We start from the raw sequence: 18,880 nt of genomic DNA on the forward strand, positions 1-18,880 counted from the left end.
CCACTATCTTGAAATCGAGACAGGTCAGTCTCGATTTTGGCCCGATGGAGGCGAGTCGAACATGGTTGCGCAGGTACTGGACGTGCGGGAAGCCGTCCAGATCGTCGAACGATTGGCAGAGGCGAAAAACCGACAGGACGTGGCGGCCGCGATGGCCGTGTACGGCGTCGACGCGAGCGCCCTGGTGCGGGCGTCATGATCGTCGGCGCTCGCCGGCCGAGCACCACCACCATGCGCGCGGCTCGGCACGAGAACTGGGGATCACCACTGGAGATCGCCGACGTCGAACGGCCGGAGCCCGCCGCGGGTGAGGTCCGTATCGCGGTGCGGGCTACCAGCGTGAACCCGATCGACATGCACACCGGCAACAATTCCGGCTACGAGCAGTCCATGCGGCTGCCCTGCATCCCCGGGTGGGACGTCGCTGGTGTGGTGGATGCGGTGGGCTACGGAGTGACGCGCTATGCCGTGGGCGACCGCCTCTACGGTCTGGCCTGGTTCCCCTATCCCGCGGGCACGTATGCCGAATACATGACGGTGCCGGCGTATCACCTTGTGCCGATGCCGAAGTCGGCTTCCTTCGCGGAGGCGGCGTGCTTGCCGATGGCCGCGCTGACGGCCTGGCAGATGCTCGACGCGGTCGGGGCACGCGCCGGTCAGCACGTTCTGATCAGTGGCGCCTCCGGCGGCGTGGGTCACCTCGCGGTGCAGTTGGCGGTCGCGCGCGGCGCCACGGTCACTGCCCTGGTGCGTCCCGATCACCATGCCGCACTGTACGAATTGGGCGCGCACACCTGCGTGGACTACACCGACCCGGACGCTGTCACGGCGATCGGGAAGGTCGACGCGGCGATCGATCTGGTCGGATTCGATTTCGGCGCTTCGCTGTTCGACCGCGTGACGCCCGGAGGCGTGATCGCCTTGGCGACCGCATGGTCGGTCAAGGGATACCAGGCCGCTGCGGCGGAGCGAGGTATCCATGTGGCCTCGTGCCTGGTGGAACCCGATCCCACCGCCCTCACGGCCATCGCGGAGTTGGTCGATTCGGGCGCGGTGCGCGTCATCGTCGGTGCCGAGTTCGATCTCGCCCAGGCGGCCGATGCCCAGCAGTGGGTCAAGGACCGGCGTGGCTTCGGCAAGGCCGCGATCACGGTGAGCTCGACGGATCCGGTGTGACCGAAAAGCCCAAGCAGCTACGCGGAATCGCGGTGCGCGACAAGCTCGTCGGCATCGCGACCGACCTCTTCTACGACCACGGTGTACGTGCCATCGGTGTCGATGAGGTGGTGCGACGGGCGGGGATGGCGAAGGCGAGCCTGTATCGCTGGTTCCCCACCAAGGACGACCTCGTGCTCGCGGTGCTGCAGCGGCGCGACGACCGGTTCTGGGCCCACTGGGACCAGACCGCGTCGCGTCACGCCGACGCACGGGCCGAACTCGACGCCCAGCTCTCCTGGATTCAGGACGTCGCGACGCGAGAGGGCTACCGCGGCTGCGCTTTCGTCAACACAGCCGCGGAATTCAGCAATGCGCAATCGGAGCAGATCCGGCAGCGGTGCGCCGAGCACGAACACGAACTCGCGCGACGGCTCCGCGCGCTGACGGCACGCCTCGGCGTCCCGGACGGCGATCGGCTCGCCGATCAGCTCCACCTCGCCATCGTCGGTGCCTTCGCGGTCGGCGGAATCTACCCGACCGGTGGACCCGCCGTCCGCCTCACGGCATTGGCCGAGGACCTGATGGACGGGCGCCAGGCGCGTTCCGTCGGGAACTGAACACCCCCGAGCCTCGCCAGAATGCGGGCAGGAAGGAGGTCGGTCCATCACAAACCTGCGATGGACCGACCTTTTCCCTTGGCGATCTCCTTCAGGGCTGCCTTCTCCAGCTCAGCTTCGGCGAGAAGCCTTTTCAGGGTGGAGTTTTCACGTTCGAGGTCCTTCAACCAGGTGGCTTCGGCGACGGCATCAACTCAGTCGAACGCTGCCGCCGAACTCGCGACCGAGGACCCTGGTGCTCGACCAGTTGCAATTCGGTCATTGCTTTTTTGCAGCGCGCGATAGCCGAAGTAGTACACGACCATTTGGGAGGCCCAGGTGGTGAGGGCCAGGATGTAGAAGATCGTGTGGTGCTCGTCGTCGCCGGGTATGCGGTAGAAGTTGTACATCCCGGCTATCGCGGCTGCCGCAGCGGAGACGGCCGCTACCGCAATCGCGTGACCGCGCTCACCGATGTTCCACAGCCGCCACGCGAAATAGAGCAGGAACAAGGTGGTCAGGGCGTTCATCACGACATAGAAGATCGCCCCGGCCAGCCCGAGTTCATCGGCGAAGAAGGACATGACCAGTCCACCCACGATGGCCAGCCCGAACACGCCGATATCGCCGGCAAGCGAAGGCTTGAACCCGTGGGTGACCTGCATCAGACCCAGGACGAGAATCACGGTGATTCCGACCGACCGGGAGAACGCATCGAAGAAGAAGGCGAGGTGATACATCGGACTGGTTTCGTTCGCGCCGACCAGCCCGTAAATGAGGAAGTTGGTTCCCGAGGTCGCGACGATGATCCATTCGAGGCCGAGTAAGTAGTTTCTGTAGTCCCGGATGAACTTCCAGCCGGTGGTGAACCCGGCGGCGATCATGAGGAGATCGGCGAGTGCGTACAGTGCGGTTTTGAGATCCATGACCAACCTTGCTTCGAGGCTCGATATTTGACGTGTCGAGGAACCGACACCTAGTGCGCGACTTCGAAGATCTCCTCGCGCGGGGTGCCGACACGTTCGAGGGCCTTGTAGAACCGCTCCGGCTCGGCCCACTCTTCAGGCGTGAATACCCCTGCGTGGGTTCCGGGCTCTTCGTCGAGTGCCACCACCATGAACGCGGCGCAGGCCGTTCCCGTCGCCGCGGCCATATTGGTGAACAGATAGGTGCCAGGTCCACTCACCGGAGTACGGCGGCTGACCACCGTGGGCACGCCATTTCGGAGGCCGGTCACCTCGACCTTCAGGGCGGTTTTGTGGGGGAAGGTATGGCCCACCGCCGCCAGGGCAAGGAACTTGACCAGCTCGGTGCGGGTCGCCTCACCGGTACGCACGAGGTTCCGCAATCCGGACAGGACCTTGCGCCAGCCCTTCACGCTGCCGAACTTGTTCGTCATCACGGCTTCCAAGAAGTCGATGGCCTTGTTCATCGGCATGTCGCCCTTCTGGACCGCCAGGCCGACGCCGCGGACCATGCCGTTGTAGGGGGCCGGATCGAGCCCGCCGAAGCAGCGAATGTTCTTGGCATCCGGGTACTTTCGCGGCAAGGTCACCGGCTCCGGGTGAGCGGTCTCGTGCACCATGGTCAGCCCCAGTCCGGCACCCAGCTCCGTCCAGCGGGTCTCCACCCAGGACTGGTGGAACACCGGTCCGCCGTTCTCCCAGGTCACGCAGGGACCCGCGGCGACCCGCAGCATGTGGTCGAGAACCGCGCGGCCGACGGCTCCGCGCTCATCGCCGACGACCCAGTACACGTCGATGTTGTCGACCCGGTCCAGCTCGCCGGCCGCGTCGGCGACCAGCACGTTGGTGAAGCCGGGCGACGCACCGCAGCCGATGTACATCGGGACTCCCGCCGCCCGGGCGTCGTCGTGCATGGACAGCGCGTGCAGGGTGCTCTCGATATCGTCGTCGAAATCGAGATAGGGCACCCTGGCCTCCAGGCACGCCTCCATCACGGGACCGGCGGTGCGGTTGTACGGACCGGCGCCGAGCACCACCAGCGCGGCCCCCTCGATGGCCGTGCGAAGCCCTTCGCGGTCGTACAGGTCGAGCTGTGCGGCGGTCGCCAGGCCGGACGGCAGCCGCTGCAGCAGCTGATCGAGCAGCTCGGGACGGATGTCGTACAGGGCCAGCTCCCAGTCCCCACCAGCGACGGCGAACCGTTCAATGGCAAGCCGACACATCTCTCCCGCGGCCCCGATGAAGACTATTCGCTTGGTGCCCATGGTCATGCTCCTGTGGATCGAGGGCCGCGTGCGGTCCAGGTGACATTACTCGTAGTCGATTCGAGTTCGAGTTTGATGAGTAGAAGCTAGTGCGGAGGCGCACTCGGCGCTAGCCGTTCGCCGAAATTGTTACAGCCTTATCGAAAATGTAACGGGCCGTCGGGGCTCGACGAACCGCCGCGACACGACGTTGTCCTGCCAGGCCACGTCCGGGAACCAGCGGTTGAGCACGCCGGGCGTCCACCTCCGACGGCACGCCGTGGCGGTTCATCGCCTCGGCGCCGACGACGCCCCGTACGGCGAGCCGTAGGAGATCCCGCCTGGCTCCTCACCTGGGGTGCGCTCGCCGCGACTCGCGGATCACCGACTCCGGATCGGCCGCCTACTGGGGTAGGACCTGATCCCCGTGGTCTGCCCGGTGGTGCGGGTGAGCGGTGGGCGCCGGTTCGGTACACAGCGTCTCCAGGGCGGAGGCCATGGCGGTGACAATGGATTCGACGGTGGCGTGGTCGAAAAGTTCGGCGGCGTAGATCATTTCGCCGTGGATCCCGGCGTGGTCGCCGTCGGGGGTGTACTCCTCACGCAGGTTGAGTAGAAGTTCCCAGGGGGTGTGGCGGACCGGGACCGGGCGGTGGCGGATGGTCAGTTCGGCTCCGGCTGTGGCGATTTCGGTTCCGCGAAGGTAGGTGACCATGACCTGGAAGAGCGGGTGGTGGGTTCGAGAGCGGGGTGGGTTGAGGAGTTCGACGAGGTTGTCGAACGGGAACTCCTTGTTGTCGTAGGCGGCGAGGACGCGTTCGCGGACCTGTTGGACGAGGTCGGAGTGGGGCGGGTCGCCGGAGAGGTCGACGCGGACGATCGCGGTGTCGACGACGCAGCCGACCAGGTCCTGCAGGCCCTCGGCGTCGCGGGCGCTCAGGGCGACGCCGATGGGCAGGTCGGGGCCCGCGCCCCGGTCGTACAGGGCGAGCGCGAGGGCGGTGTGGACGAGCATGTAGGTGCTCGCGCGGTGGGTGCGGGCGGTGCGGGCGAGGGCGCGGTGGGTGGCGGCGTCGATGTGGACGGGGACGGCTGCCGCGATGTTCTCCCGACGTTCGGCGCGCGGACGGTCGGTGGGCAACACCGGATGTGGTGGCAGACCGTCGAGTGTGGTGCGCCAGTAGCGCGCCTGCCGGGTCAGCAGGCCTCCGTGCGCGCCGGCAGCGTCGAGCGATTGCCTCAGCCACAGGGTGTAGTCCGCGAACTGTGTTGCCGGAGTGTGCCAATGGGGTGCTTGCCCGGTAGCGCGCGCACGGTAGGCGGTGAGCAGGTCCCGCTGGAGCACGGCCAGGGATTCGCCGTCGCCGGCGGCGTGGTGCAGCACGCCGAGCAGGACGTGATGCTCCGGGCTCGAGCGGAAGAGACGGATGCGCAGAGGTAGTTCCGTGGTGAGGTCGAAGCCGCGTTGCAGCTCGGAATCGACTGTCCTATCGATGGTTTCGCTGTCACAGACGTCCACGACGCGGAAATCCGGCCGCGCGGACTCCATGGGCAGGATGCGCTGAATGGGACCGTCCAGGGCATACGGCAGAACGGTTCGCAGGATCTCGTGCCGCTCGACCACATCGTTCACCGCCGCGTCCACCGCCCTCACATCGAGCGGCCCGTGCAGCTCGAGTCCGGTGGCGATCAGATAGTCGGGGCGGTTGCCGCTGAGATAGTTCACGGTCCACAGCCGCTGCTGGGCGGGCGCGAGCGGGATCGGGTCCGTGCGGCGCCCGGCGGCGATGTGCTGCGGGAGATCCCGGGATTCGCGCCGATCCAGGGTCTGCTCGAGGGCGGCGATGGTCGGCGATTCGAACAGATCGCGCAGCGATACCGCGACTCCGAGCGCGGACCGCAAGCCTGCGACGACGCGGATCGCGGACAGCGAGTTGCCGCCGAGCGCGAAGAAGTCATCGGTGACACCGACTTCCGCCACACCCAGCGCCCGCACGAACGCCGTCGCGATGACCTGCTGCCGTTGCGTGCGAACCGGAACGTGATCACCGGCGATGGGCATCGGCAATGCGCCGACATCGAGCTTGCCGATGGGAGTCAATGGCAATTCGTCCATGGCCACGATGGCCGACGGAACCAGGTACGACGGCAGGGACGCTGCCAGCCGGGTCCGCAGCGCGGCGGTGTCGACGGTGCTGTCCCCGACGACGTGCGCGATGAGCGACTGTCCGCTCGCGGCCCGGCGCGCCGTGACGATCGCCGCGGTGATGCCGGGTTCACGCCGGATGGCCGCCTCGACCTCCCCGGGTTCGACGCGAAAACCGTTGATCTTCAACTGCCGATCGGCACGGCCGAGGAAGTGCAGCCGGCCGTGGGCGCCCCAGCGTCCGAGATCACCGGTGCGGTACATGCGCGCACCGGCCGGGCCGAACGGGTCGGCGACGAAGCGTTCCGCGGTGCGGACCGGGTCCCGGTGGTAGCCGTTGGCGAGTCCCGCACCGGACAGGAAGATCTCCCCGGTCACCCCGGCGGGTACCGGTCGCAGGCCCGAGTCCAGTACCACGACCCGGGTATTGCCGGCCGGATGTCCGATCGGGACCGGACTGTCCGGAGACATGTCGGCCGGGAGCGCGAAGTGGAGCGCGAAGCTGGTCGCCTCGACCGGCCCGTACAGATTTCTCACCACGGGCGGGTGCTCACCCCGCCGTACCGTCGCGGCGGCCCGCGGCGGCAGCACATCCCCGGCGGACGCGATCATCCGCAGTTCGGCGAGCTCATTCGGAATCTGCTCCGCGAGTAGGTGAAACAGGCCCGGCGGCAGCATGATCGAGGTGACCCGGCCCGCGCGCAGTACCTCGGTGTAGTCGTGCACATCGAGGACGCCGGATCGCGCGAGCACCACGGCGTGGCCGTTGAGCAGCGGCAGCCACAGCTCCCACACCACCATGTCCCAGGTGTAGGGCAGATGCATCAGCATTCGCTGGTGCCCGTCGTCCCGGCCGATCCGGTCGCGGGCGCGCGCCACGATATTGCGGTGGGTGACCTCCACGCCCTTGGACGCCCCGGTCGATCCGGAGGTGAACATGAGCGTGGCCACGGCATCGGGCAGTACGGTGACGCCGAGATCGCTGACGTCGAACTCGGTTGCCGCACTGTCGAGTTCATGTATCACCAGTTCGGCACCGGTGAACGCCAGCAGCCGCCGCACGTGCGCGGGCGGGTAGCGGTCGCTCAGCGGTACGCAGACCGCGCCCAACTTGGCGATGGCGAGAAAAACGACCACGAGATCGACCGAGCGCGGCACTGCGATGCCGATCGGCACGCCCGGTCCCGCACCGCGGGTGCGCAGCCAGCGGGCGACCTGATTGGCGCGCGCGTTCAACTCGGCGTAGGTGAGCTCCGCACCGTCGCACCAGAGCGCGACATCGTGTGCGTGCACCCGTACGGTCGACTCGAAACATTCTGCGAGCCCGTCATTGCCGATTTCGGCCGCGGTGCCGCGTCCGGCGGCGAGCAGTTCGGCCCGGCGCGCGGGCGGCAGCAGGTCGAGCTGCCCGACCGGGGACTGCCGCGGTGCGGTGAGCGCCGCCGCGGCGACCAGGATGCGCGACCACAGCTCGTCGACCTCGGTGAGGGCATCGACCTGTTCGAGCTGCACCGCGATTCGGAAGGTCAGCGCGCCCGCAGCGGGCTCCACGATGACGGTCAGCGGGAAATGTGTTCCGCCGACAACATTCACGGAGGTCACCCGCAAGTCCGCGTCCGGATCGTCGAGCAGAGCGGTATCGATGGGGAAGTTCTCGAAGACGAGCGAGGTGTCGAACAGGTCGCTCGCGCTCGCCGCCGCCAGGATGTCGGGCAGCCCGAGATGGTCGTGCTCCATCAACGCCACGCGTTCGCGCTGAATCCGGACCGCGAGTTCGATCGGCGTCTCCGGCATGCGCGAGCGCACCCGCAGCGGCACGGTATTCATGAGCAGCCCGACGGCACCGTCCAGATCACCACCATCGCGGCCGGAGACGGTGATGCCGAAGACGACGTCGTCGCTTCCGGTGAGATTCGACATCACCAGCGCCCACAGCGCCTGGATCATCGAGTTGAGCGTGAGCCCGTGCGCCGCGGCCTGTTCGCGCAGCGCGGTGACCGTGGCGGCGGGCAGGACGAAGCTGCGCTCGTCGGGCCGCCGCCACCGCCGCCGGTCGGCATGCGCGACCTTGCACGGTTCGGCTCCGGCGAGGGCCTGGGCCCAGGCTCGGCGCGCGCCGTCGCGGTCCTGCGCCGCGGACCGTTCGAGGAATGCGGTGAACGGTGTGGCAGCGGGCAATTCGAGGCCGCGGTAGCCCAGCAGCAGTTCACGGAGCAGGATGCCCAGCGACCAGCCGTCGAGCAGCGCATGGTGGTGCGTCACCAGCAGGGTCGCGGAGTTCGGCCCGGTGCGAACGAGAGTTACCGTGAGCAACGGACCCACCAGCGGCTCCGTGTGCGCGTCCTCGGCGCGCACCCGCTCCACCGCCTCGTCACGCTCGTCCGAAGTCGGATCGCCGAGATCCACTACCCGCCAGGGCAACTCGATGTCAGCGCAAATCTCGTATTCCGGTGTGTCGCCATCCACGACGAACCGGCCAAGCAGGTGCGGATGTCGATCGAGCACCGCGCGCAGGGCAGCGCTCAGCCGCTCCGCGTCGATCGGGCCGTCCACCGTCAGCACAACCTGTATGAGATAGGGGTCCTCGCCTTCCCCGCCCTGGTACAGCGAGTGGAACAACAGCCCGGCCTGCAAGGGAGTCGCGGGCAGGAGGGTACGGCCGTCGCGCATGGCGAGCGGGCTCACCGCCGCTCGGGCGGGTACCGGCGAAGGCGTCCCGACCGTGCGCGCCAGCGCACGAATACTCTGGTGCTCGAACACATCCCGCGGTGTGATCGCGAGCCCGGCGGCCCGGGCCCGGTCCGACAGCCGGATGGCGAGGATGCTGTCCCCGCCGATGGCGAAGAAACCGTCTTCGACGCCGAAACCCTTGTGCCCGAGCACTTCCTCGAACACGGTGCGCAGGCGGGCCTCGGCATCGCCACGCGGCGAAACACCGTCGGCGGGCGCCGTGCCATCAACGGTGAGCGCGCGCAGAGCGCGTTCGTCGATCTTGCCGTTGGAGGTCGTCGGGATGGCCTCGACCGCCACGATGATGGACGGAACAGCATGTGCGGGAAGCCGTTCGGCGATCGCGCTGCGCACCGCGCCGATGTCGATACCCGGGCCGGCGACATAGGCGGCCAGCCGCCGGTCACCCGGCCGGTGTTCCACGATCAGCACCACCGCCGCACGCACCGCCGGGAGTGCGCACAGGGCGGCCTCGATCTCGCCCGGTTCGATGCGGAAGCCACGGATCTTCACCTGCCGGTCGGCTCGCCCGAGGTATTCGAGTGTCCCGCTCTCGGTCCACCGCGCCACATCGCCGCTGCGATACATGACGGCGCCGGGCCCGCCGAAGGGATCGGCGGTGAAGCGCACGGCGGTGCGGCCCGGCTGGCGCAGATATCCCGCGGTGACGCCGGGACCGGCGACGTAGAGCTCACCCGGCACCCCGGGCGCGGCGGGCCGCAGCGCGGCGTCGAGGATGTACACGGCCAGATCCGGTATAGCCGTGCCGATTTCGCCGGCCGACGCGACACCGGTCAGCGGCGTTCCGGTGGTGAACACCGTCGTCTCGGTAATGCCGTACATATTGACCAGCCGCGGCGCCCGCGGTTCATGCCGCGACCACCATTCGGCCAGCCGCCACGGCTCCACCGGCTCACCGCCGAACAGCACGTAACGCAGTGCGAGCCGGTCCCTTTCGGCCGGCCGGCTCGCCTCGGCGTCGACCAGCATCCCGAAGGCGGAAGGCGTCTGATTGAGCACCGTGACTCGTTGCGTCACCAGCAGTTCGAGAAATTCACGCGGCGATCGCGCCGTCTCGGCGTCGACGATGACCAGCTTGCCGCCGTGGCCCAGGGCTCCCCAGATCTCCCACACCGAGAAGTCGAATGCGGCGGAGTGGAAAAGGGTCCAGACATCATCGGGCCCGAACTCGAACCACGGCCGGGTCGCGGTGAGCAGCCGGACCACATTCGCGTGTGTGACGACCACGCCCTTCGGGCGGCCGGTCGTTCCGGAGGTGTGAATCACGTAGGCAGGCAAGTGCGGCGACCGCAGCACAGCGCGCTCGCTCGGAACGACCTGCACCGGGTCCCCGAGGCGCAGGACGGGCGCGGCCGAGATCCCCTCCGGGAGTTCGACTCCAGCACCCGTGAGTACGAGCGCCGGTGCGGCATCGTCGAGGACCGCCCGCAGCCGCCCCTGCGGACAGCTCGGATCGAGCGGAACATAGGCCGCACCCGCGCGCAGCACCGCGATGATGGCGACGATGAGGTCCATGGAGCGCGGTAGTGCGAGGCCGACGAATTCCCCCGGGCCGACCCCGTATCCGGCAATGATCCGGGACAGTCTGCGAGCCCGCTCGTCGAGTTCGGCATAGGTGAGCTGCTCGTCGCCGTGCACCACGGCGACGGCCCCACCGTTCGCGGCCACCATGCGGTCGAATCGATCGACGAGTGTTTCGGCTACCTCGTCGGTGTCCGCGGGCCCGGCCGGATCGAGTGTGGGCCGCAGCATGCCGAGCGGGAGGTCCTCCGGGGCCACGGCCAGGGCGGCGACGGTCTCGGTGAGCCGGTGGTGGTGCGCGGCGAGGTCGTGCTCGGAGTACCGCAGCGCCGTCGATTCCAGCACCACCGACAGCGCCGGATCGCCGTTGTCGTAGACGCTGATGTTCAGATTGTCGGAGCGTCCGGCCGCCAAATGCCGCAGGGAGGCGGATTCGGATCCGAAGCGCAGATCCTGCTGCATGGGCATCACATTGACGGTGGGCCCGAGGATGCCGCCCTCGAGCCCGCTCCCGCCCAGGTCGGCGAGCATATCGCCGTACTGGAAACGCTGGTGGCGCAGGATGATCAGGGATTCGGCGCGCACGGCGGCGAGGAGCTCGCCGAGGGTGGCGGCCGGATCGATCGTGATCCGCAGCGGCAGGATGTTCGCCGTCATGCCGAGTGCGTGCCGGGAGCGCTTGGCGGGCACGGCCAGACCGACAGTGACCGTGCGTGTGCCCGAATCCGCGTGCAACAGCAGCGCGATGGCGGCGAGCATCCACACCGGCCACGGGGTCCCGGTGGCATCCGCCCGGGCGCGCAGTGTCTTCCACTCGGCCTCGGCGAGCACTCCGGCCTGCCGCAGGTACCGATTGCCGTCCGCGGCCGCCGGCGCGGCGGCGAACTGCGGTGGCTCGTAGGACCCGCCGATGGCGAGCCGCTGCGCCCAGAATTCGCGGTCGGCCGCGAACCGCGTGGAAGTCCGGAACCGCTCGTCCTCGGCGACCAGATCCGCCACCCGGTCGAACACCGATTCGGCGACCGGACGCCCGTCGAGCAGAGCGGTGTAGGTGTCGGCGACACGCCGGATGAAGGCGGCCGAGGACGCCCCGTCGAGCACCACGTGATGCGAGCGAATGAACCACAGCGTGCCCGCCTCGCCGGCATCGAGCAGATGGTGTTCGAACAGCGGCGCGCGCCCCAGGTCGAACGGCCGTGCAAGGGCCGTCTCCATGAACCGCAGCGCCTCGCCGTGCGCGTCCGCGGCGGCGCGGAAGCTGTTGCGGTACAACGGCCAGTCCGATACTTCTTCCACCACCTGCACGACCGATCCGTCGGCCTCGGTGTCGAAGCGCACGCGCAGTGACTCCGCCCCGGCGATGACGAGGCGCAGTGCCCGTTCGAACACCTGCTCGTCGAGCGCGCCGTGAATCTGCACGTAGCCGCCGACGATCAGACGCTGCCCGGTGTCGTCGAGTTGCTGTGCGACCCAGACGTGTTGTTGCGCGCGCGTCAGCGGTAGGCGCCGGGTCATGCTAGCTCCTCGATGGTCGCGTGGGGATTTCGGGCGATGGCGGTCAGCAGGTCTCGCATGACGGATCCGATCTCGGCCACCTGTGATTCGTCGAAAACACTGTGGAGATAACCGATTCGGACTCTCAGTTCGGGTCCCGGATCGACGGTGACCGACAGCGGATAGTGGGTGCCGTCGGTGAGTTCGAGGCGCGCGCCGGTCACACCGTCCAGCCCGGCGAGCGCGGCGTCGAGTTGCTCGGCATCCACCGGATAGGACTCGAAGACGACCACCGTGTCGAACAGCATGTCGCGCAGACCGGCGGCAGCGTGGATCTCGCTCAGCCCGAGTTGGTGGTGTTCGATCATTTCGGCCTGTTCGGCCTGCACCGCGTGCAGCAGATCCGCCACGGGCGTGTTCGGACCGAATTGCACGCGTACCGGCACGGTGTTGATGCACAGTCCGACAATGGATTCCACGCCGGGCAGCGCGGCCGGGCGGCCGGAGACGGTCACTCCGAAGACCACGTCACCGCGTCCGAGCCTGCGTCCCAGCAGGATTGCCCAGACCACCTGCACCACGGTGTTGACAGTGACGCCGAGTTCGGCGGCGGTCCCACCGAGTTCGCCGGTGGTCTCCGCATCGAGGGACCAGCGGTATTCCCCTGTCGTGACCGTGCTTTCGCGAGTGCGGGCGGGCGGGGCGACCAGGGTCAGTGTGCTCACGCCGTCCAGGACTCGCCGCCAGGCCCGGGTGGATGCGGCCGCGTCCCGGCCGTGGTTCCAGGCGAGGTAGTCGCGGAAGGATCCTGCCGGTGCGGGCAGCGGCTCCCCACCGGTGTAGAGCGCGAGCAGATCGCGCAGCACCAGCGGTAGCGACCAGCCGTCGAACAGGATGTGGTGATAGGTCACGATCAGCACCGTCTCGGCCCCCGCGACACGCGCGAGCGTGAAGCGCAGCAGCGGCGGACGGGCCGGATCGAATCGACGTGCACGCTCCTGTGCGGCCAGCTCCACGAGATCATCCGCGGTGGCCAGATCCACTTCACGCCAGGGCAGTTCGACCGTTTCGGGCACCACCTGGAGGGGCGTGCCCGAAGCGTCGAAGACGAAGGCCGCACGCAGGTTCGCATAGCGCTGCAGGATGCGCTGCCCGGCCTGTCGCAGCCTGTCGCGGTCGATCGCGCCACCGGGCCGCAACACCGTCTGCACGTTGTAGACATCGGCGACGTCGGCGGCGGCCGCCGTGGCTATGACGGCGTGGACGAACAGCCCCGACTGCAAAGGCGCGAGCGGCCACACGTCGGTGAGCGGGCCGTAGTCCTGCTCCCAGCCGGTGATGTCCTCGCGGCTCACCTGCACCAGCGGGAAGTCCGACGGCGTGTGCCCGCCCGCGCGTTCGTCCCGGGCGTGGCCGGCGATGGCTCCGAGCGCGGTCACCCACAGCTGCGCCAGGTGCGAGACCGCCGCGTCGTCGAGAAGCGTGGTGGGATAGGTGAATCCGGCGCGCAACTCGGTGCCCGTCACGATCGCGTTCACGTCGACGGCGACAGCCGCGGGCAGGTCCGGATCCGGGTCGGCAGCCGGTGTCGCGAGCACTCCCGCACCCAGGTCGTCGACGCGGCCCAGGTAGTTGAAGCCGACCTGTCCGGGCATGGCCGCCGGGAGCTGTTGGGCGGCCTCGGGATTCAGGTAGCGAAGCAATCCGTAGCCGATTCCGTGGTCGGGGATGGCACGCAGCTGTTCCTTGATGGTCTTGAGCACGGCACCGATCGCCTCGGTCCCGGCCAACGCCGCCTCGATACCGATCTCACGAAGATCGAGCCGAACCGGGTACAGCGAGGTGAACCATCCCACGGTCCGGGTCAGGTCCGCGCCCGGCGCGATCTGTTCCTCTCGCCCGTGGCCTTCCAGCCGCAGCAGGGAAACCGGAGCGTGCGTGCCCCACCGGGCACGCCAGACCGCGAGCGCCACGGCCAGCGCGGCGATCAGGACCTCGTCGACACCCATGTGGAAGCGTGCGGGAACAGTCCGCACGAGCGCCTCGGTGACCGTTTCGTCCACGGCGACCTCGACCGTCCGGAGCCCGGAGGCGTTATCGACGGCGGGATCCAGCGGCCGGTAGCCCAGCAGGGGATCCGGTGTCGCGCACACCCGCCGCCAGAATTCGAGCTCGGCGGCCCGCTGCGGCGCGTTCGCCGCGTCGACCAGACCGTGCGCCCAGCGGCGCATGGAGGTTCCCACCGGATCCAGCTGCGGCACCACGCCACTCGCGGCACTCGCGAGGGCTGCGAACAGGTCGGGCAGCAGGATGCGCCAGGACACGCCGTCCACGGCGAGATGGTGCACGGAGATGATCAATCGGCCCGGCACACTCCCCCGCGCGGCATCGAGCCGGACGAACTGCACCATCACCCCGGCGGCGGGATCGAGGCGATCCAACGCGGCGTCGAGTTCCGCGGTGACGAGCTCGCGCAGGGTATCGGTGTCCGCGGCATCCTCGAAGGTGCCGCGGTGCACCAGCTCCGACGCATCGAGCGCATCCGTCGACATGGTCTCGAATCGCCATTCGCCGGAGTCGTCGCGGAACAACCTGCTGCGCAACATATCGTGCCGGTCGATCAGCGCCGAGACGGCCCGGATCAAGTGATCGTGCCCGGTGCGAGCGGGCAGTTCGATGGTGAGGGTCTGATTGACCCGGCCGAAACCGCCGCCACGTTCGGCCAGCCACCGGACCACGGGCGTCAGTGGCATGTCGCCGACCCCGCCACCGGGCAATTCCGGCAGCATCCGAGGTGCGTCGGCATCCGCCTCCGGTGTCCTTGCGACAGCGGCGATCCCGGCCACCGTCCGGCGCTCGAACACCTCGCGCGGCGTGAAGTGCAGGCCGCGAGCCCGCGCCCGTGAGGCCAGCTGAATGGAGATGATGCTGTCCCCGCCGAGCGCGAAGAACGAGTCGTCCACGCCCGGCCGGCCGACACCGAGCACCTCGGTGAAGAGCTCGGCCACCACCTGTTCGGCGGGGGTCCGCGGCGCCCGATCCGAGCGCGGCACCGGAACGGGATCGGGCAGCGCGGCCACGTCCAGCTTGCCGTTGCCGGTCAACGGCAGCGTATCGACCAGCACGATGGCAGCCGGGCGCATGTAGACGGGAACACGGTGTGCGATATGCGTTTCCAACGACTCGACCGCGGGTGCGGTCTCGACGGCGGGAACCACATAGGCGATCAGGCGTGCCGATCCGGAATCCCCGGCCCGGGCCACGACGACCGCCCGAGCCACCGACTCGTGCTCGAGCAGCGCGGCCTCGATCTCCCCCGGTTCGATGCGGTAGCCGCGAATCTTCACCTGCTGGTCACCGCGGCCGAGATATTCGAGCTGCCCGCCGCCGTTCCAGCGCGCCAGATCACCGGTGCGATACATGCGGGCACCGGGCGCACCGAACGGATCGGCCACATAGCGCTCCGCGGAGGTCGCGGGGCGGGCGTGATAGCCACGGGCGAGCTGGGCTCCCGCGAGATAGATCTCGCCGCGCGCGCCGACCGGCGCCGGCCGCAGGCGCGAATCCAGCACGCGCACAGTCATTCCCGGTAGGCCACGACCAACAACGCTGGTCTGCGCCGCCCCGGCGTGTGCACGGTCCAGCGCGAAGTGGGTGGCGTGCACGGTCGCCTCGGTGATGCCGTACAGGTTCGAGATCCGGGCCGCCCCCGCCCGATCCGTGTCGTACCACGCCCGCAGACTACCCGGATCCAGCGCTTCGCCACCGAGCACGATATGCCGTAGCGCGGGCACGGCGGCGGGGCGCAGTCCGGTGCCGAGGAGCGCGCCGAAGGCCGAGGGTGTCTGGCTCAGCACCGTAATGCCTTCGCGGGCAATCAGTTCGGCGAACTCGTCGGGCGAGCGTGTCAACCCGGCGTCCACGACGACGAGCGTGCCGCCACTCGCGAGCGCACCCCACATCTCCCACACCGAGAAGTCGAAGGCATGCGAGTGGAACATGGTCCACACATCGGTGTGGCCGGTATCGAGCAGACCGCGCGTCGCGGCGAGCATGGCGACGACATTGCGATGCGTCACGCTCACGCCCTTGGGACGCCCGGTGGAACCCGAGGTGTACAGCACGTAGGCGATATTGTCCGGGCCCGGCGCGATCGAGGACTCGGCGCCGTTGGCGTGGCCGCGGTCGGCACCGTCGAGCACCAGATACGGCCGGTCGCTCGCGGGCAGTGCCGCACGGTCGGCGGCCGTGGTCACGACGCAGACCGGGTTGGTCTCGCCGAGGATGAATTCGAGCCGCTGCGGCGGATTGCCGAGATCGAGCGGCACGTAACCCGCGCCCGATTTGAGAACTCCCAGGAGCGCCACGATGAGCTCCACTGATCGTGAAACACCCACGGCGACCAGCGATTCCACGCCGACGCCGTGCGCTGCGAGCGCGCGGGCCAGGTCATCGGAGGCCGCGTCGAGGTCGCGGTAGGTCAGCGCGCGGTCGCCGCAGCGCACCGCGACGGCATCTGCGCGCACCGCGGCCTGGGCACGGAACAGATCCACGAGCGTCACGTCCGGCACCGGCGCGGCGGGGCGCTGCCAGCCCCGCACCCGGTTGTGTTCCGCCTCGCCGATCGGATCGATGTCCGCCACAGCGGCATTCGGATTCGCGGCGAGCGCCGCCAGTACCCGGGTCAGCCGTTCGCCCAGTCGTGACACGGTCTCCGTGTCGAGCAGCTCGGGCCACCAGCCGGCCAGCAGGTGCAGCCGATCGGTTTGCCGGACAGTCAGTGTCAGCGCGTAGTGCGTCGCCTCCCTGGACTCGAATCCGCCGATGGCCAAACCGGCGAATGCGAGGGCGTCCGACCGCAGTTTCGCCTCGTCGACGGGGTAGGACTCGACGACCAGGAGCGTGTCGAACAGGTTCCGCTCACCGACCTGCGTCTGCGCGCCGATATCCGGCAGGCCCAGGTGGTGGTGGGCCGTCAGTTCGAACTGCTCGCGCTGTACGCGACGCAGTAGCGCACCCACGGACTCTCCCGGGGTCAGTCGAATGCGCACCGGGATCGTATTGATGAACAATCCGACGATGTTCTCGACGCCCGCGAGGTCGGCGGGGCGGCCGGAGACCGTGGTGCCGAAGAGGACGTCGTCGCGGTCGGTGGTGCGCGCCAGCAGGATCGCCCAGGCCGCCTGCACGACGGTATTGATCGTCACCTCGAACTCGGTCGCCAGCCGGGTCAGCGCCCGGGTCTGCGCCTCGTCCAGGTCGAACGCCCGCTCCCGGGGCAGGGTGGTGGGGGCGTGCACGGCGGCGGAATCCGCGAGCAGCGTCGGCTCCGTGACCCCGGCCAGGGCCTTGGCCCACACCTGTCGCGAAAGCGAGTTGTCCTGCCGGGCAAGCCATTCCACATAGCGGCGGTAAGGATGCGGAGGTTCGACCGCGAGACCGGCGTAACCGGCCATGATCTCGCGCAGCAGCAGGGGGATGGACCAACCGTCGAGGAGCAGGTGGTGGCAGGTCACGGCGAACCGGGTCCGCCCGTCGCCGAGGCGGAGCAGGAGGAAGCGCAGCAGCGGCGGCGCGGTGAGGTCGAACGGCATCGTCCGTTCGGCGTCGAGGAGGCCCTGGTCATCGCCGCCCGCCGCGGACAGATCGACCTCGCGCCAGGGCAGGACCACATCGCCGGTGACGATCTGGACGGGGGTCCCGGCGGCATCCACCTCGAAGGCGGTGCGCAGGTTGGCATGTCGCTCCAGCACGGCCGCCGCGGCCGACCGCAGGCGCGCCGCGTCGACCGCGCCCTCCAGGCCCAGCACCAGCTGCACCGTGTACACGTCGACCGCGTCCGGATCGAACAGAGCGTGGAACATCATGCCGGATTGCAGCGGCGCAGCCGGCCACACCTCGCTCAGCGTCGGGTACCGCTGTTCCCAGGTGTCGATATCGCCCTGTGTGACGGTCACGAGCGGGAAGTCGGACGGGGTGTGCCCGCCGCCGGTATGGGGATCGCGCGCGTGGCGCGCGAGCGCGCCCAGCGCCGCACGCCACAGCTCGACCAGTTCCGCACCCGCGGCCTCGCCGAATATGCCTCGCACGTAACCGAAGCCGGTCACCAGGCGCTGGCCGAGGACGATGGAATCCACTTCCACGGCACCCAGCGCGCCCCGGCGGGCGTCGGGACGAATGGCCAGCATGCCGAAGTCGGTGGAGGGCAGGAAGCCGATTCCGGCCAGCTCCTCCGGAATGTCGAGGCCGGTGATGTGCCCGAAGTAGTTGAACGAGATCTCCCCCGGCTCGCCCGCCGGCAGTGCGGCGGCGGTGTCCTCGTTCAGGTATCTGAGCAGGCCGTAGCCGAAGCCATTGTGCGGCGCTGCCCGCAGCTGTTCCTTGACGGCCTTGATCGCGACTCCCAGGGCCGGGCCGCCGCCGAAGGCGTCGTCGAGATCCACTCCGGTCAGGTCCAGCCGCGCCGGGACGATGGAGGTGAACCAGCCGACGGTGCGCGACAGCTCCGTCCCGGGCACCGCATCCTGTTCGCGGCCATGGCCTTCCAGGCGCAGCAGCACCGACCGCTCGTCCTCGCCGCGCCGCGACCGCCAGCGCGTCACCGCCAGCGCGAGCGCGGTCAGCAGCGCGTCCGCGACGCGGGCCCGGTAGCGCTCGGGAATGGCGGTGAGGATGGCGGCGGTATCACGTTCGTCGAGTTCGACAAAGGTGTGCGCGACGTCGGCTGCCATATCGCGGTGTGGATCGAAGGGCCGCTCGCCGAAGGACGGCGCCGGGCCCTCGACGATCTCGCGCCAGAGCGGCAGCTCCGCGGTGAGCGCCTCGGTGTGCGCGGCGTCGACGAGGGCGTGCGCCCATCGGCGCATGGATGTTCCGACCGCCGGCAGCCGCGGGGTGTTCCCCGCCGCGACCGCCGCCCATGCGGCAATGAAGTCGGGCAACAGGATTCGCCAGGAGACGCCGTCGACGGCGATGTGGTGCGCGGCGATGACGAGCATTCCGGGA

7 protein-coding genes are annotated in these 18,880 nt (G+C 69.0%); 3 read left to right on the forward strand and 4 right to left on the reverse strand.

Annotated features, from left to right (window positions below; translation table 11 throughout):
• Positions 1-61: 61 nt before the first annotated feature.
• Genes ACWEKS_RS13295 through ACWEKS_RS13305 form a run of 3 tightly spaced genes read left to right on the forward strand, consistent with a single transcriptional unit; the run spans position 62 to position 1,775 of the window.
• Complete coding sequence (locus tag ACWEKS_RS13295; RefSeq protein WP_452340293.1) at positions 62-199, forward strand: hypothetical protein; 138 nt, start codon at positions 62-64, stop codon at positions 197-199.
• On the forward strand, positions 196-1,176 hold the full coding sequence (locus tag ACWEKS_RS13300; RefSeq protein ID WP_452340294.1) for an NADP-dependent oxidoreductase: 981 nt from the start codon (positions 196-198) through the stop codon (positions 1,174-1,176). Before ACWEKS_RS13295 ends, ACWEKS_RS13300 begins: the two co-directional genes overlap by 4 nt.
• Positions 1,173-1,775 (forward strand): TetR/AcrR family transcriptional regulator, encoded by a 603-nt coding sequence (locus tag ACWEKS_RS13305; protein ID WP_452340295.1) that lies wholly within the window; start codon positions 1,173-1,175, stop codon positions 1,773-1,775. The genes ACWEKS_RS13300 and ACWEKS_RS13305 overlap by 4 nt, the downstream gene beginning before the upstream one ends.
• Before the next feature lie 194 nt (positions 1,776-1,969).
• Here the strand turns inward: ACWEKS_RS13305 and ACWEKS_RS13310 are convergent, their stop codons facing one another.
• From ACWEKS_RS13310 to ACWEKS_RS13325, 4 genes are all read right to left on the reverse strand, one after another.
• Entirely contained in the window at positions 1,970-2,680 is a 711-nt protein-coding gene (locus ACWEKS_RS13310; protein WP_452340296.1) for a transporter, read from the reverse strand.
• A gap of 50 nt (positions 2,681-2,730) precedes the next feature.
• Positions 2,731-3,984: a saccharopine dehydrogenase family protein gene (locus tag ACWEKS_RS13315; protein ID WP_452340297.1), complete on the reverse strand. Its 1,254-nt coding sequence runs from the start codon at positions 3,982-3,984 to the stop codon at positions 2,731-2,733.
• Positions 3,985-4,366: 382 nt separating this feature from the next.
• Complete coding sequence (locus tag ACWEKS_RS13320) at positions 4,367-11,896, reverse strand: amino acid adenylation domain-containing protein (protein ID WP_452340298.1); 7,530 nt, start codon at positions 11,894-11,896, stop codon at positions 4,367-4,369.
• The gene (locus tag ACWEKS_RS13325; RefSeq protein WP_452340299.1) at positions 11,893-18,873 is read right to left on the reverse strand and encodes an amino acid adenylation domain-containing protein; all 6,981 of its coding nucleotides are present in this window, start codon (positions 18,871-18,873) and stop codon (positions 11,893-11,895) included. The genes ACWEKS_RS13320 and ACWEKS_RS13325 overlap by 4 nt, the downstream gene beginning before the upstream one ends.
• Between the last annotated feature and the right edge of the window lie 7 nt (positions 18,874-18,880).

The sequence above is a fragment of the Nocardia sp. NPDC004711 genome, from assembly GCF_053601595.1.

What these genes read in the sequence shown, in the direction of transcription:
- ACWEKS_RS13315 (WP_452340297.1), bottom strand. Translation starts at nt 3,984, where the DNA reads ATGGGCACCAAGCGAATAGTCTTCATCGGGGCCGCGGGAGAGATGTGT.
- ACWEKS_RS13320 (WP_452340298.1), bottom strand. Translation starts at nt 11,896, where the DNA reads ATGACCCGGCGCCTACCGCTGACGCGCGCGCAACAACACGTCTGGGTC.
- ACWEKS_RS13300 (WP_452340294.1), top strand. Translation starts at nt 196, where the DNA reads ATGATCGTCGGCGCTCGCCGGCCGAGCACCACCACCATGCGCGCGGCT.
- ACWEKS_RS13325 (WP_452340299.1), bottom strand. Translation starts at nt 18,873, where the DNA reads ATGCTCGTCATCGCCGCGCACCACATCGCCGTCGACGGCGTCTCCTGG.
- ACWEKS_RS13310 (WP_452340296.1), bottom strand. Translation starts at nt 2,680, where the DNA reads ATGGATCTCAAAACCGCACTGTACGCACTCGCCGATCTCCTCATGATC.
- ACWEKS_RS13295 (WP_452340293.1), top strand. Translation starts at nt 62, where the DNA reads ATGGTTGCGCAGGTACTGGACGTGCGGGAAGCCGTCCAGATCGTCGAA.